14 protein-coding genes, 1 tRNA gene, 1 pseudogene and 1 riboswitch are annotated in these 13,719 nt (G+C 65.5%); of the genes and pseudogenes, 7 read left to right on the forward strand and 9 right to left on the reverse strand.

From position 1 onward, the window contains the following. Positions 1 to 2: 2 nt before the first annotated feature. Positions 3 to 620 (reverse strand): ECF transporter S component, encoded by a 618-nt coding sequence (locus tag LOC56_RS03300; RefSeq protein WP_229950455.1) that lies wholly within the window; start codon positions 618 to 620, stop codon positions 3 to 5. A 90-nt stretch (positions 621 to 710) separates the two neighbouring features. Next, a riboswitch (TPP riboswitch) is annotated at positions 711 to 845 on the reverse strand. Positions 846 to 936: 91 nt separating this feature from the next. On the opposite strand from LOC56_RS03300, the gene LOC56_RS03305 reads away from it, so the two are divergent. Further along, complete coding sequence (locus LOC56_RS03305) at positions 937 to 1,200, forward strand: DUF4235 domain-containing protein (RefSeq protein WP_227919224.1); 264 nt, start codon at positions 937 to 939, stop codon at positions 1,198 to 1,200. Positions 1,201 to 1,379: 179 nt separating this feature from the next. Here LOC56_RS03305 and mnhG read toward each other — a convergent pair. The 6 genes and pseudogenes from mnhG to LOC56_RS03335 form a co-directional block, all read right to left on the reverse strand. Further along, a pseudogene (gene mnhG, locus LOC56_RS03310) lies at positions 1,380 to 1,772 on the reverse strand (monovalent cation/H(+) antiporter subunit G); the annotation flags it as partial. 4 nt (positions 1,773 to 1,776) lie between these two features. After that, the gene (locus LOC56_RS03315; RefSeq protein ID WP_227919225.1) at positions 1,777 to 2,037 is read right to left on the reverse strand and encodes a monovalent cation/H+ antiporter complex subunit F; all 261 of its coding nucleotides are present in this window, start codon (positions 2,035 to 2,037) and stop codon (positions 1,777 to 1,779) included. Next, positions 2,034 to 2,630 carry a Na+/H+ antiporter subunit E gene (locus tag LOC56_RS03320; RefSeq protein WP_229950457.1) on the reverse strand — a complete coding sequence of 199 codons (597 nt, stop codon included), beginning with the start codon at positions 2,628 to 2,630 and terminating at the stop codon, positions 2,034 to 2,036. The genes LOC56_RS03315 and LOC56_RS03320 overlap by 4 nt, the downstream gene beginning before the upstream one ends. Beyond that, complete coding sequence (locus LOC56_RS03325; RefSeq protein WP_229950458.1) at positions 2,627 to 4,237, reverse strand: Na+/H+ antiporter subunit D; 1,611 nt, start codon at positions 4,235 to 4,237, stop codon at positions 2,627 to 2,629. The genes LOC56_RS03320 and LOC56_RS03325 overlap by 4 nt, the downstream gene beginning before the upstream one ends. Then, complete coding sequence (locus LOC56_RS03330; RefSeq protein ID WP_229950460.1) at positions 4,234 to 4,719, reverse strand: Na(+)/H(+) antiporter subunit C; 486 nt, start codon at positions 4,717 to 4,719, stop codon at positions 4,234 to 4,236. The genes LOC56_RS03325 and LOC56_RS03330 overlap by 4 nt, the downstream gene beginning before the upstream one ends. After that, positions 4,716 to 7,769: a Na+/H+ antiporter subunit A gene (locus tag LOC56_RS03335; RefSeq protein WP_229950462.1), complete on the reverse strand. Its 3,054-nt coding sequence runs from the start codon at positions 7,767 to 7,769 to the stop codon at positions 4,716 to 4,718. The genes LOC56_RS03330 and LOC56_RS03335 overlap by 4 nt, the downstream gene beginning before the upstream one ends. Positions 7,770 to 7,970: 201 nt before the next feature. On the opposite strand from LOC56_RS03335, the gene LOC56_RS03340 reads away from it, so the two are divergent. Next, complete coding sequence (locus tag LOC56_RS03340; protein ID WP_229950463.1) at positions 7,971 to 9,347, forward strand: MFS transporter; 1,377 nt, start codon at positions 7,971 to 7,973, stop codon at positions 9,345 to 9,347. A 123-nt stretch (positions 9,348 to 9,470) separates the two neighbouring features. Here the strand turns inward: LOC56_RS03340 and dcd are convergent, their stop codons facing one another. Beyond that, positions 9,471 to 10,097 carry a dCTP deaminase gene (gene dcd / locus LOC56_RS03345; protein WP_229950465.1) on the reverse strand — a complete coding sequence of 209 codons (627 nt, stop codon included), beginning with the start codon at positions 10,095 to 10,097 and terminating at the stop codon, positions 9,471 to 9,473. A 22-nt stretch (positions 10,098 to 10,119) separates the two neighbouring features. Further along, a complete protein-coding gene (locus tag LOC56_RS03350; RefSeq protein WP_229950467.1) occupies positions 10,120 to 10,974 on the reverse strand; it encodes a tryptophan 2,3-dioxygenase in 855 nt (284 codons plus the stop codon). Positions 10,975 to 11,043: 69 nt separating this feature from the next. On the opposite strand from LOC56_RS03350, the gene LOC56_RS03355 reads away from it, so the two are divergent. The 5 genes from LOC56_RS03355 to panD all read left to right on the forward strand — a co-directional run bounded on the left by LOC56_RS03355 (position 11,044) and on the right by panD (position 13,713). Further along, a complete protein-coding gene (locus LOC56_RS03355) occupies positions 11,044 to 11,526 on the forward strand; it encodes an SseB family protein (protein ID WP_229950468.1) in 483 nt (160 codons plus the stop codon). Positions 11,527 to 11,663: 137 nt separating this feature from the next. Beyond that, positions 11,664 to 12,731, forward strand: a complete 1,068-nt coding sequence (locus LOC56_RS03360; protein ID WP_229950470.1) for a M4 family metallopeptidase — start codon at positions 11,664 to 11,666, stop codon at positions 12,729 to 12,731. After that, complete coding sequence (locus tag LOC56_RS03365; RefSeq protein ID WP_229950472.1) at positions 12,728 to 13,009, forward strand: protealysin inhibitor emfourin; 282 nt, start codon at positions 12,728 to 12,730, stop codon at positions 13,007 to 13,009. Before LOC56_RS03360 ends, LOC56_RS03365 begins: the two co-directional genes overlap by 4 nt. Positions 13,010 to 13,065: 56 nt before the next feature. Continuing rightward, a tRNA-Gly gene (locus LOC56_RS03370) sits at positions 13,066 to 13,139 on the forward strand. Positions 13,140 to 13,251: 112 nt separating this feature from the next. Beyond that, positions 13,252 to 13,713: an aspartate 1-decarboxylase gene (gene panD / locus LOC56_RS03375; RefSeq protein ID WP_229950475.1), complete on the forward strand. Its 462-nt coding sequence runs from the start codon at positions 13,252 to 13,254 to the stop codon at positions 13,711 to 13,713. Positions 13,714 to 13,719: the final 6 nt, after the last annotated feature.

The raw sequence follows: 13,719 nt of genomic DNA on the forward strand, positions 1-13,719 counted from the left end.
CGCTACGCCGTTCCGGTCCGACCCGACGCGAACGGCGCCAGGGCACCCGTCCGTGCCAGCGCGCGGACCGCCAGCCAGGACAGTCCGCCGGCGATAACCGCTCCCGATACGCAGGTGAGCAGGACGTACAGCAGCTGCCACTGCGCTGCCCACTCCACGTTGTACAGGACGTTTTCGCTCAGGCCGAGGAACAGTCCGGACCCCAGCCCGGCCAGCAGCGCCACGGGAAGGGAGAACCGCCGGTACAGGAACAGCAGCAACACCAGTTCGGCGCCCAGGCCCTGCAGGAAACCCGAAAGCAGTACGGAGAGGCCGAACTGCGTACCCAGCACGCCCGACACAGCTGCGGCCAGCATTTCGCAGTAGATCGCCGCGCCGGGTTTGCGGATGATGAGCCCGCCCAGCACGCCGGCAATCAGCCAGCCGCCGGTGTAGAGCCCGGCGAGCGGCGGAAACGCCGCGGTGAGTGCACTGACCCCGGCGTAGCCCAGGGACCAGGCCCAGAAGATCACGCCCACGGCCACCGCAAGAACGGAGGCAACAACAATGTCCACTACCCGCCAGGAACGTCCTGCGGCTGCAGGTCGGGTGCGGTCGGGTGCTGCGGATTGGTCTTTCATGAATATCCTCCTGATGTCAGGAGGGGAGGGTGATGCTGCGCCGGTAAACCGGCACACTTCTCCGCAGACCGTTGCCGGCCAACGGGGAATTTCCCTGAGCTCTCGACTCCCTTCGCCGGTACTAACCGGATCAGGTTCGAGGGTCTGCGGTTATCCGCACTCTCAGCGCCTTTTCCTTCGCGGTCCGAAGACCTGCTGCGGGACGGCGCTCCCCTGTCGTATGTTTGCGGTTCCACTCTACACACGCACTCCCGATCCGGCGACGGGCAAACGGGTACCGTAGGGTTAGGAAAAACGCCCGAAGCTAGGAGTATTCATGAACCTGATCCTCAAACTGCTCGGAACCGGAGCGAGCATCCTCTCCGGGATCGTCGCCGCCAAGGTGCTCGACTTCGCCTGGACCAAGGCCACCGGCAACGAGCCGCCCAAGGATGCCGAAGGCAGCCTGGAAAACAGCCTCCGCTCCGCCGTGGCGTTCGCCGTGGTCTCGGGCGCCGTCAGCCAGGTCATCCGCGTGCTGACCAACCGCGGCACGCAGCGGGCCATCCAGCGCTACCAGAAGACGCCGGAAATCGTCTAAGCCTGCGATTACTCCGCCGTTGGTGGAGGCAGGGGCGCTCAGCCCTCGGGGTTTTTCCCCGGGCGCTGGGCGTCGCTGTTTAACCCATCTCCTGCACCGGCTCCGCGGGCGTGCAGCATCTCGTCGTCGTCGAGCTCGCCGGTGTAGCTGTGTCCCGGGTCGTCATCCACGCGCGGATCATCATCCTCGTCTTCGAGCGCTTCCTCTTCCGCCTCCCGGAGCAGGCGCTGCGCCCGTTCGACGACGTCGTCCAGCTCATCGATGACCAGCAGCTCGGGTCGCAGGTGCTTGGTCCGGTAACCGGCCCGGCCGACCATGTGGGCCGAGACCGGCGCGGTCAGGAGCATGAAGATCCAGGCCACGAACAGGATAGGAAGCAGCTTCCAGCTGCGGAACTCCACGGCCATCGCCAGCAGGAACAGCAGCAGCCCAAGCACCTGGGGCTTGGTGGCTGCGTGCATACGGCTGAGCAGGTCGGGGAAACGGATCAGGCCGATGGCCGCGGCCAGGGACATCAGGGCGCCGCCGAGCATCAGCACGGCGGTGATTACGTCATAGACGGTCTCTTCCATGGTGCTACCGCCTGTCCGTTACGAAGCGGGCAACCGTCACGGACCCGATGAAGCCGATCAGGGAGATAGCGACCACCAGGGCCAGGTAGTCCAGGTTGCGGTAAACAATCATGTCCGTGATCAGGGCCGCACCCACAATGGCCAGCAGCACGTCCGAGGCCAGCACCCGGTCCAGGATCGAGGGACCGCGGGCAATCCGGTAAATGGCACCGGCGCCGGCCACTGCCAGCATGACGGACACTGCCACCACAGCTGCGCTCATCATGCCCGGCCTCCAATCTTTCGTTTCCGTGTTTCAGCGGTTTCGGCGCGCAGGGCGGCCAGCTCCTCTTTCGTTCCCAGGGTGCGGATCAGCCAGGCCTCGGCGTCCAGGGCATCTGCCCGCACTCTCTCGGCCTGTTCCGCCGTGGACACGTTCAGCGCATGCAGGTAGAGAGTCGAGGTGGAACGGTCGACGTCGACAATCAACGAGCCGGGGATCAGGGAGAGCACGTGGCCGGTGGCCGTGACCAGCAGGTCCGAGCGGCTGCGCAGTTTCACCCCGATCACCCCGTTGCGGATCCGCGGCCCACGGGCCACCGCCAGCCAGAACACGTGGAAGCTGGCCTGCACCAGCTTGTAGAGGAAGCGCCCCGCGAAGAGCAGCGCGTAGAGCGGGTTGAACCTGCCGCTGAGTTCCACGGGCGGGAGGTAGAAGATATTCGCCACGAAGAAGGCGATCACCGTTCCGAAAACCAGGTTCCCGGCGCTGAAGTCCTGCCACAGGGCTCCCCAAAGGAACACCAGCCAGATCAGCAGGGGCAGCTCCTGCAGCAGCGGAACGCGGGACCGGCTGCGCATGCGTGCTTCCTTGGTCATTGCGCTGCCCCTTCGCCCAGTACCGCTTCAATGTACGGCGTGCGGTCCAACAGGTCCCGCGCGGCGCCGTCACTGAGTGAAAACAGCGGCCCGGCTGCCACGGTCAGGGCGACACCGAGTGCGACCAGGCCCACCGTCGGATAAACCATGGTCCGAGGCAGCAGATCGACGGATTCCTTGCCGGAGAACCGCCCCGTGGCATGCTCGATGACATGCTCGGAGCTGCGCAGGCTGGACCCGTCGGTGCTGGTGGCCAGCAGGATGGGGTCCGGATGCACGGCATCCTCGGGGGTACGCCAGAAGGCACGGTTCCACACCCGTGCCATCACCAGCAGGGTCAGCAGGCTGGTGGCGGCGCCCGCACCGACCAGGACATACGCCAGCGGGGTGCCCAGTTCCACGCCGGCCTGCATCAGGCCGAGCTTGCCCAGGAAACCGGAGAACGGCGGAATGCCGGCCAGGTTGATGGCCGGAATGAAGTACAGCACGGCCAGCAGCGGCGACAGCCGCGCCAGCCCGCCGAGCCGGTCCATGTTAGCGGTTCCGCCGCGGCGTTCAATCAGGCCCGTCACCAGGAACAGCGAAGTCTGCACCGTAATGTGGTGCACCACGTAGAACACGGTGGAGCCGATGCCCACCACGGAGGCAATCGCCAGGCCGAACACCATGTAGCCGATGTGGCTGACCAGGGTGAACGAGAGCATACGTTTAATGTCGGTCTGCGCCAGGGCGCCCAGGATGCCCACCAGCATGGTCAGCCCCGCCACCACCATCAGCAGTGTGTTGATCCGGTCCCCGGGGAAGAGCAGGGTCTCGGTGCGGACCATGGCGTAAACACCCACCTTGGTCAGCAGGCCGGCGAACACAGCGGTGACCGGGGCCGGCGCGGTGGGATAGGAGTCCGGCAGCCAGAAGGACAAGGGGAAGATTGCAGCCTTGATGCCGAACGCCACCAGCAGCATCAGGTGCAGCATCAGCTGGGTCGCGGGATCCAGCTCGCCGAGCTTTAGCGCCAGGTCTGCCATGTTCACCGTGCCGGTGGCGGCATAGATCATGGCAATCGCAATCAGGAACAGCAGCGAGGACACCACGCTCACCACCACGTAGGTCACGCCGGCGCGGATGCGCGGCGTAGTCCCGCCGAGGGTCATCAGGACATAGCTGGCGGTCAGCAGGATCTCGAAGCCCACGTACAGGTTGAACAGGTCCCCGGCGAGGAAGGCGTTGGAAACGCCTGCCACCAGGATCAGGTAGGTCGGGTGGAAGATCGAAATGGGTCCGTCTTCGTCGCCGTCGGCCATGCCCTGGCCAGCAGCGTAGATCAGCACGGAGAGGCTGATCGCCGAAGAGACCACCAGCATCAGTGCGGAGAACTGATCCACCACCATGGTGATGCCGAACGGCGGAAGCCAGGCGCCCAGGTTCACGGCCTGCGCGCCGGTCTCCCAGACTGAGCCAAGCAGGATGACTTCCAGGATCAGGGTGAAGCTGAGGATGCTGATGCTCACCACGCGCTGGGAGCGCTGGTGGCGGATCAGGATGAACGCGAGGGCGGCACCGAAAACCGGGAGCACCACCGCCAGCGGTGCAAGGCTGGCTGTGTTCATCGGTTCACCTCCGGTTCGTTTTGTGTGTTGCCGCGCTGGGAGCCGGGAGCCTCTTCGGCTTCCTCCGGCGGAGTGAATTCCGTGGTGTCCTCCGGGACGTCTGCATCATCTTCGGCATCGAAGCTGCTCTGGCTGGCCACGCGCCGGTCCTCAATGTCGTCTTGGACCTCGTCCTGCCGGCCCAGTACCCAGGACCGGTAAATGATGCCGAGCATAAAGGCGGTGACCGAGAAGGAAATCACGATCGAGGTCAGGATGAAGGCCTGCGGCAGCGGATCGTTATACGCATCCGCCGCGATGTCCTTGTTGAAGATCGGCGCGAGCCCCGCGGCTCCGCCGGTGGCGAGCAGCAGAATATTCGTGGCATTGCTGAGCATGGCCAGGCCAAGCACCACCCGGGTCAGGCTCCGCTCAAGCAGCAGGTAGATGCCGGCCGCGTACAGGCACCCCATCACGAGCAGGAGGGTGAGGTTCACAGTCACCGTGCCACCTCTTCCTCTTCGGGGCGGGAGCCGGCGTCGGCATCGACGTCGGAACGGATGGCAACGTCAATGATTTCCGGTTCCTCCACAATGCTTTCGTCGTCGTCATCATCGGCGTCGGCCTCGCTGCGCTCATCGATCTCCGAGCCCAGGCTGCGCAGGACATCCAGCACCAGCCCCACCACCACCAGGTAGACGCCGATGTCGAAGATCGTGGAGGTGACGAACTTGACCTCCCCGAAGACCGGCCAGGTGAATTTGAGTATCGCGGTCTGCAGGATCTGCCCGCCGAAGAACAGCGGTGCCGCAGCGGACAGCGCAATCACGCCCAAGCCGCCGCCCAGCAGCGTGCCGGCACTGACCGGACTGGCTTCGGCCAACTCAAAGCGGCCGCCGGCAAGGTAGCGGATGGTCAGCGCGAGTCCGGCCATCAGCCCGCCGGCGAACCCGCCGCCGGGCAGGTTGTGTCCGGCGATCAGCAGGTAGACCGAGAACAGGATGACGGAATGGAAAAGCAGCCGGGTAACGACTTCGAAGATGATGGACCGACGCTCGGGCGCAAGCGTCCGGCCGGCCACCAGCCAGGCGTCACGGCCAACGCTGGAGAATTTGCGGGCCAGCGCGAGGGTAGCCTGACGGCGCCCGGTGGGGGCAAACTGCTCGCGGCCCCGGTCCACTGAACCGCTGGCCACTCCCTCCGCCCGGCGCCGCTTGTCGCCGCGTCCGCGGACGAAGATCAGGGAGGCAAGGCCGGTGGCCGCGATGGCCAGCACCGTGATTTCACCGAACGTGTCCCAGGCGCGGATGTCGACCAGCGTCACGTTGACGATGTTGGATCCGCCGCCGCCGTTGTAGGCCAGCTCCGGGAAGTCGAGGGATACCGGGGTGGCGACCCGGGACGCCATGGCAGTCATGGCGAACACCATCATGCTGGCGCCGAAGGCGATGCCCAGCAGGGCGCGCAGGAAGCGGTGGCGCTTGGGTTCGCGCTTCCACAACCTGGCCGGCAGGGACCGCAGGGCCAGCACGAACGCCACCAGGACTATGGTTTCGACGAGCATCTGGGTCAGGGCGAGGTCCGGGGCCCCCTGCAGCGCAAAGATCAGGGCAATGCCGTAACCGCTGACGGAAACCATCAGTACGGCCAGGAAACGCTTGGTGGCGCGGGCCGCTGCAACGGCGCCCAGGACCACCGCCGCGCCGATTACGGCCTGCAGCGGGGTATCGAACCAGCGGAAGTCCTGCGGCAGGGGCGCGGACCGCAGGATCAGAGCCATCAGCGGCGTCAGGATCGCCATGGTCAGGATGACGAACAGGTAGAACAGCAGCGAACCGCGCTGCGTGCGGCCGGTGACCCACACGGCGACGTCGTCGAGCACCCCGATGCCGCCGCGGTAGGACCGTTCGGCGTCGACCGGGAAGGCGACTTCCCGCTGGAGGTCCTCGACCTGCCGGGCCAGCAGGAACAGGACCACGCCGATGCCGAGGGTGAGCACGGTCAGGCCCAGCGCCGGGGTCAGGCCGTGCCAGAGGGCCAGGTGGGTGGGCTTGCCTTCGGCCGGGAAGAGGTCCGCGTAGGACGCAATCGCAGAATCAATCGGTGCCGGCCAGAGCCCGAACACTACGGTGACACCGGCCAGGATCGCCGGAGCTGCAAGGAAGGACCAGGACACCGCCTTGAACGGAGTGGGTGTGTAGCCTTCCTTGACTGCGAAGGCGCCCCAGATGAAGCGGGCGCTGTAGGCAAAGGTGAGGATGGAACCGGTCACCACGCCGGCAAGCAGGAGCCAGGCGGCGATGGTGCCCTGCTGCTCGCCGTAATGCACAAAGGTCTCGTAGACCGATTCCTTGGCCACGAAGCCCAGCAGTGGCGGCACACCAGCCATGGATGCTGCACCGATGACCGCGACGACGGCCAGTTTCGGTGCGGCACGGAAGATTCCCGAGAGTTTGCGGATGTCCCGGGTACCGGCCTGGTGGTCGATGATCCCGACCACCAGGAACAGGGTCGCCTTGAAGAAGCCGTGCGCCAGGAGCAGGCCCATCCCGGCGACTGCAGCTTCCCGGCTGCCCAGGCCCACCACCAGGGTAAGGAAGCCGAGCTGGCTGACCGTGCCGTAGGCGAGGATCAGTTTGATGTCGTACTGACGCAGTGCGCGCCAGCCGCCCAGCAGCATGGTGGCCAGGCCCAGGACCAGCACGATGGGGTGCCACAGCAGCGTCTCGGAGAAGCCGGGGGCCAGCCGGGCGATGAGGTAGATGCCGGCCTTCACCATGGCGGCGGCATGCAGGTAGGCACTGACCGGGGTGGGAGCGGCCATGGCGGCGGGCAGCCAGAAGTGGAAGGGCACGAGCGCGGATTTCGAGACGGCACCGACCAGCAGCAGGGCGATGGCAACATTGACCAGCGTCCCGGCGTTCACCAGTTCCGGCGCCTGCGCCAGGATCTCCGAGATCCGGTACGTCCCGGCGGCGGTGCCGAGGATGATCATGCCGACCAGCATCGCCAGGCCGCCGAAGGTCGTGACGATCAATGCCTGCAGCGCCGCACGGCGGGCCGAGAGCCGGTGCGCCGAGTACCCGATCAGCAGGTAGGAAAGGATGGTGGTCAGTTCCCAGAAGATGAACAGCAGGATGAGGTCATCTGCCGTAACCAAACCGAACATGGCGGCGGCGAACGCCAGCAGCTGGGCGCCGAAGCTGCCCATCTTCGGGTCATTCGGCCGGAAGTACCGGGCGCAGTAGAAGAGGACCAGGGCACCCACTCCCAGGATCAGGATGGAAAGCACAGCCGCAAGGGTGTCCATCCGGAAGGCCAGTTCCACCCGGAGCTCGGGAATCCAGGCAATGGTGACCGACGGCGGCGCGTTCGGTGCGCCGGAGGCCAGCGTCTGGTCCGCACCGGTGTACCGGGGGAAGGTGGCCATCAGCCAAACGAACGCAGCGGCCGGGAAGGCGGCGAGGATGTAGAACGCAGACCGACCGATCCTGCGGAACACCAAGGGCGCAACCAATGCCACCGCAAATAAAACGGTGAGCACAAACAGCACTATGATCTCCCGGGCTCTTTTGTCGATGTTTCAGCCTGATTTTGGCTGCAGTTATCAAGGGGGGTGGTCAAGGTCGTATGTACATTCTACGCATGGCATACGTCCGCCCTCCTATTCGGGCGGTTCGGCGAAGAAACCGGCCACCGGCGTTTTAGGCGTTGAATACCGTCCCCGGCCGCGGCAGCCGCTAGGCTCAGCGGCATGAGTCTCAGCACACAAAAAACGCCTCGGGGTGTCCCGGCGCCGGGCGCCGCCGCACCTGCCCGCTGGAAGCAGGTGGCGGCCTGGGCTGCCTGGGACTGGGGGTCCGCTTCCTTTAATGCGGTGATGACCACCTTTGTGTTCACTGTCTATCTGACGTCCGGTGATTTCGGGGACAAGGACGAGAACTCCGCCGTCCTTGGCGCCGGCCTCGCCATTGCCGGTGTTGCGGTGGCCGTCCTCGCGCCGGTCACCGGCCAACGGTCGGACGCGGGTGGGCGCCGCCGCACATGGCTCACCGTCAACACCCTGCTGACCTGCGCCCTGGTCGCGGCGTGCTGGTTTGTTTTCCCCGCCCCCGAGTTCCTGATCCTGGGCGTGGCCCTGATCGCCGTGGCGAACCTGTTCTTCGAGTTCGCGGGCGTGAACTACAACGCCATGCTTAGCCAGATTTCCACACCGGCGACGGTCGGAAAAATCAGCGGCCTGGGCTGGGCGATGGGCTACGTAGGCGGAATCGCCGCCCTGGCGCTGGTGCTCGTGGGCTTTGTGCAGCCCGACGTCGGCTGGTTCGGTGTCACTTCCGAAGACGGACTGAACATCCGGGCCGTTGCGCTGTTTTCCGCCGTCTGGTTCCTGCTGTTCGCCCTGCCGCTGATGTTCACCGTGCCCGAGGTCCCCCGGCAGGACGCAGTGGCACGGCTGGGGATCCTTGCGTCCTACAAGCTCCTGTTCCAGCGCATCAAGGCCCTCTTCCGGACCGACCCGCACACCATTTACTTCCTTCTCGCCAGCGCCGTCTTCCGGGACGGTCTGGCGGCTGTGTTCACCTTCGGCGGCGTTATCGCGGCCGGCACTTTCGACTGGGAACTGTCAGAGGTGATTATGTTCGCCATCTTCGGCAACGTGGTGGCCGCCGCCGGGTCCGTGGTCGGCGGCTTCCTCGATGACCGTTCCGGCCCCAAGGCCGTGATCGTCGGTTCGCTGATCGGACTGATCCTTGCCGGCACGGCCATCGTGGTGCTGGGTCCGGGTGACCAGGACATGTTTGGACTGCAGTGGACCGGCGACACCACGTTCTGGATCTTCGGCCTGCTGCTGTGCCTGTTCGTCGGCCCGGCCCAGTCCGCGTCCCGGGCGTTCCTGGCCAGGCTGGCCCCGGAGGGCAAGGAAGGCGAGCTGTTCGGCCTGTATGCCACCACCGGGCGGGCGGTCAGTTTCCTGGCCCCCGCCCTGTTCTCGGCCTGCATCGCGATCTTCGGCAGCCAGCGGTACGGCATTATCGGCATTATGGCCGTGCTGCTGGCGGGCCTGCTGGTCCTGCTCCCGGTCCGCTCCCCCGCCGCGCGGACCGCTCCGCCCGTCGATAAGGACTAAGGGCTATGGGTCCGGCCTATGGGCCTGGCTCCGGCGGCAACGAAATTCCTTCGCTCGCAGAGCTTGCTTGGAATATTAAAGCCGCCTCCGCCAGGCCCTCCAGCCGGACAGTCCCGCCGGGCCCTAGGAGGCGCTGACGCCCGCCGTGTCCTCGTCATTCGAGGCATCACTGGCAGTGACATCCGTGCGGTGGAAGTTCAGGTGGCTGCGCGACGCCGTCGGGCCCCGCTGCCCCTGGTACCGGTTGCCGTAACGGCCGGAGCCGTACGCGTGCTCCGCCGGGGAGCTGAGCCGGAAGAAGCACAGCTGGCCGATCTTGGAGCCGGGCCACAGCTTGATAGGCAGCGTTGCCATGTTGGAAAGCTCGAGCGTGACGTGGCCGGAGAAACCGGGGTCAATGAAGCCTGCTGTGGAGTGCGTCAGCAGACCAAGGCGGCCCAGCGAAGACTTGCCCTCCAGCCGCGCGGCAATATCGTCCGGCAGGGTGACCTGCTCGTAGGTCGAACCCAGGACAAACTCTCCGGGGTGGAGGATGAACGGCTCGTCCGGAGCCACTTCCACCAGGCGGGTCAGCTCGGGTTGATCCTGCGAGGGATCGATGTGGGCGTACTTGTGGTTGTCGAATAGCCGGAAGAAGCGGTCGATGCGAACATCGACGCTGGAAGGCTGGACCATTGCGGGGTCATAGGGGTCCAGGGCAATCCGGTTGTCGGCAATCTCGGCTCGGATGTCGCGGTCAGAAATCAGCACTCTTCAAAAATAGCGCATGCCCCTAGCGGCCGATTTCCGTCCGCACCGCATAGAGCTCGGGGAAGAACGTCAGTTCGAGGGCACGCCGCAGGAAGCCGGCACCGCTGGAACCGCCCGTGCCCCGCTTCATGCCGATGGTGCGTTCCACGGTTTTCAAGTGTCGGAAACGCCACAGCTGGAAATTGTCCTCGAGGTCCACCAGTTCTTCGCAGGCCTCGTAGACGTCCCAGTTCCCGGCGGGGTTTTCGTAGACGTACTTGTAGACCGCGAGCAGTGACTCGTTATACACATGGGCCTGCGTCACGTCGCGGTCCAGGAGTTCCGGCGCCACCGCGTAGCCGCGCCGGGCAAGATAGCGGATGAACTCGTCGTAGATGCTGGTCCGGGAAAGCAGGCCGGACAGCAGCTCCTGAGCGGCAGGGTCTGCCGCGAACACGGCAATCATTGCCTCGTTCTTATTGCCCAGCAGGAACTCCACGGCACGGTACTGGTAAGACTGGAAGCCGCTCGAGGCGCCCAGGTCATCGCGGAATTCGGAGTACTCGGACGGGGTCAGTGTTGCCAGCACGGACCACTGTTCGGTCAGCGAGCGCTGGATGTGCTTGATCCGGGCAATTCCCTTCATGGCCGAACGCAGGTCATCCGCCGCCAGCCGCGCCCGCACGGCGAGCAACTCGTGCAGGACGAGCTTCAACCACAGTTCCGAGGTCTGGTGCTGGATGATGAAGAGCATCTCGTCGTGGTGCTCGGGGCTGCTCACCGGATGCTGCGCGGAGAGCAGTTCATCCAGGGCAAGGTAGGACCCGTAGCTCATCTTGTCGCTGAAGTCCCGCTCAATGCCTGCTTCGAGGCTGCGGGTGTTCTCGTTCGGACTCATGCCCACCACGGTATCCGCTCGATATGCCAGACTTGGGGTTTTGGCACCGAGCCCTGAGAAGGAGCCCCCATGGAACCGGACAACACCCCCGAGATCCCGACAATGCCGCTGGCCAACGACGACGTCGAAGCACCCGGCGCGGCGCTTGAAGAAGCCATCACCGCCGGCCGCGAGGGCCGGATCACCAACCGCGAGGTCGTGTCCGTCATCTGGACGTCGGAACTGCTCAGCGTGGGACGCCTGACGAAGGACGGCGATCCCTCCACCTTCCAGGCCGTGGTCCTGAAGGCCCCGGACGCCGACTACTCCGTGGCCGCCACCTTCACCTCCCCGGACCGCATCCCCGCGCAGCTGCGCGAAGCAGCACCCGTGGTCATCAAGGCCAGCGGCGAAGCCACCATCCGCAGCATCGCCCCGGGATACGGCATGTCCGTGAACCCGGGACACGAAGTAGGGCTGGAGATCGGCCCGGACGTCGTGGCTTCACTAGTCGAGGCGTACGAAAAGACCGCCGCGCAGGCACAGGAGCCTACCGGTCCCGAACAGGGTTGATCCGACCGCGGAAGGGTCGAAAACAGCCGGTTAGGTTGCGTTATGGCCATTTGATGCCGTTTTTGCAGGCCTAGCGCTTGCAGTGTCAGTGCCGGGGCCTACGCTGGGGAACCTCACAACAGAGGGAGGGCTGTACCGTGACCAACTCAAGCGTTGCTTCTTCGATCTGTTCCATCGTTCCGCCGTATCTGCTTGCCCGCCTGGCCGCCGCCGAAGACCCTGCAAAGGCAACAGCGGCGAAGTCGGCCCGTCGTGCCTTGACCGGGATCGACGGCGTGGAATCGGCGCGCCTGGCGCCTCATTCTGCGCCGTCCCGGGGATCAGGCACGGCGTTCACCCCGTCCCTGCGCCGCACTATCTCCGATGCCCTGGGCCTGGAGGAACTGCCGGGCACGGTAGTGCGGTCCGAGGGCCAGCCGGACACGGGCGACCCAGCCGTGGACGAAACCTATGCCGGGCTCGGCGCCACGTACCGCCTCTTCAGCGATGCCTACGGACGTTCCTCGCTCGACGGCGCGGGGCGGGCATTGGAGGCCACCGTCCACTATGGACGTGCCTACGACAACGCCTTCTGGGACGGCTCCCGAATGGTGCTCGGCGACGGCGACGGCGAGGTGTTTGAACGCTTCAGCAAGTCCCTCACCGTGATCGGCCACGAGCTGGCCCACGGCATCATCCAGTACACCGCGCAGCTGGACTACCGCGACCAGGCCGGGGCGCTCAACGAATCAATAGCGGATGTTTTCGGCGTACTGGTCGAGCAGAAACTGCTGGGACAAACAGCGGACCAGGCGAGCTGGCTGGTTGGCGAAGGCCTGTTCACGGACCTGGTGCAGGGGCGGGCCCTGCGGTCCTTGAAGGCGCCGGGCACTGCGTACGACGACGACGTGCTTGGCAAGGATCCGCAGCCGGGGTCCATGGCGGACTTCGTGAAGACGGCGGCGGACAACGGCGGTGTTCACATCAACTCCGGAATCCCCAACCGCGCTTTCTACCTGGTGGCTGAGGCCCTGGGCGGGTATGCCTGGGAACGCGCCGGCCAAGTCTGGTACGACACCATCACCGAGCGCAATTTTCCCGCCGACGCCACCTTCGCCGTCTTTGCCGCCGCCACGCTCACCGCAGCGGAAAAAAGGTACGGGGCGGGGACGGAGGAAAGTACTGCTGTGCAGGCAGCGTGGAAAGAGGTTAACGTCTTGGTATGAGACTGGTTGTAGTGCGCAGCGGCGGCTTTGCGGGCATGCAGCGCACCTGGAGCACGCAGGTGAGCTCCGAAGAGGCACAGGAGCGGTGGCTGCCGCTCCTCAGCGATCCGCCCGAGGCCCCGGACAGCGAACCGGACCGGTTCATGTACGAGATCTCAGTGGGCCCCACCGCCGTCACCATCCCGGAACGGCAGGTCAAGGGCAGGTGGCGTGAACTCGTGGAGCGGGCACGGGCCGGCGCCGATTCCGAACCCGGCGAGGACCCGCAAACGAATTAGGCAACCGGCAGGTTCCATGTAAAGTTAGGAGCTGTGCCGGATTCCTTCCGGACACTGCGGGCGTAGCTCAATGGTAGAGCGCTAGCTTCCCAAGCTTGATACGCGGGTTCGATTCCCGTCGCCCGCTCCATTTCGGAGCAAGGCTCCACACCCCCTCCCCCTGCAACACCGCATGCACTTTCGCTGTCAGCGTGTCAACCCCCTGCTCAAAGTCCGGGGTAATCGGCGTAGACTTGTCCGCGATGAACCGGAAAATGTTTAAGTCCAAAATCCACCGCGCCACGGTGACCCATGCCGACCTGCACTACGTGGGGTCCGTGACGGTTGACCTTGACCTCCTCGAAGCCGCGGACATCCTGCCCGGCGAGCTCGTCTCGATCGTCGACGTCGACAACGGCGCCCGGCTGGAGACGTACACCATCGCCGGCGAGCGGGGCTCGGGGGTGCTGGGCATCAACGGTGCAGCCGCCCACCTGGTGCACGTGGGCGACACGGTCATCCTCATCACTTACGCAGATATGACCACCGAAGAGGCCCGCTCCTTTGTGCCGACGGTTGTCCATGTTGATTCCGCCAACCGCATCCTGGAGCTGGGCACCGACCCGGCCGAGGCCGTGACGGAAGGCACCGAGCGTCCCCCGCTGGCCCTGGACAACACCCAGGTCATGGCCGGCAACCCGGGCGCCGCAGCCCAAGCCAGATAGCAGCAT

It is taken from the genome of Arthrobacter sp. zg-Y179 (genome assembly GCF_020907345.1).
GTDB classification, from domain to species: domain Bacteria; phylum Actinomycetota; class Actinomycetes; order Actinomycetales; family Micrococcaceae; genus Arthrobacter_B; species Arthrobacter_B jinronghuae.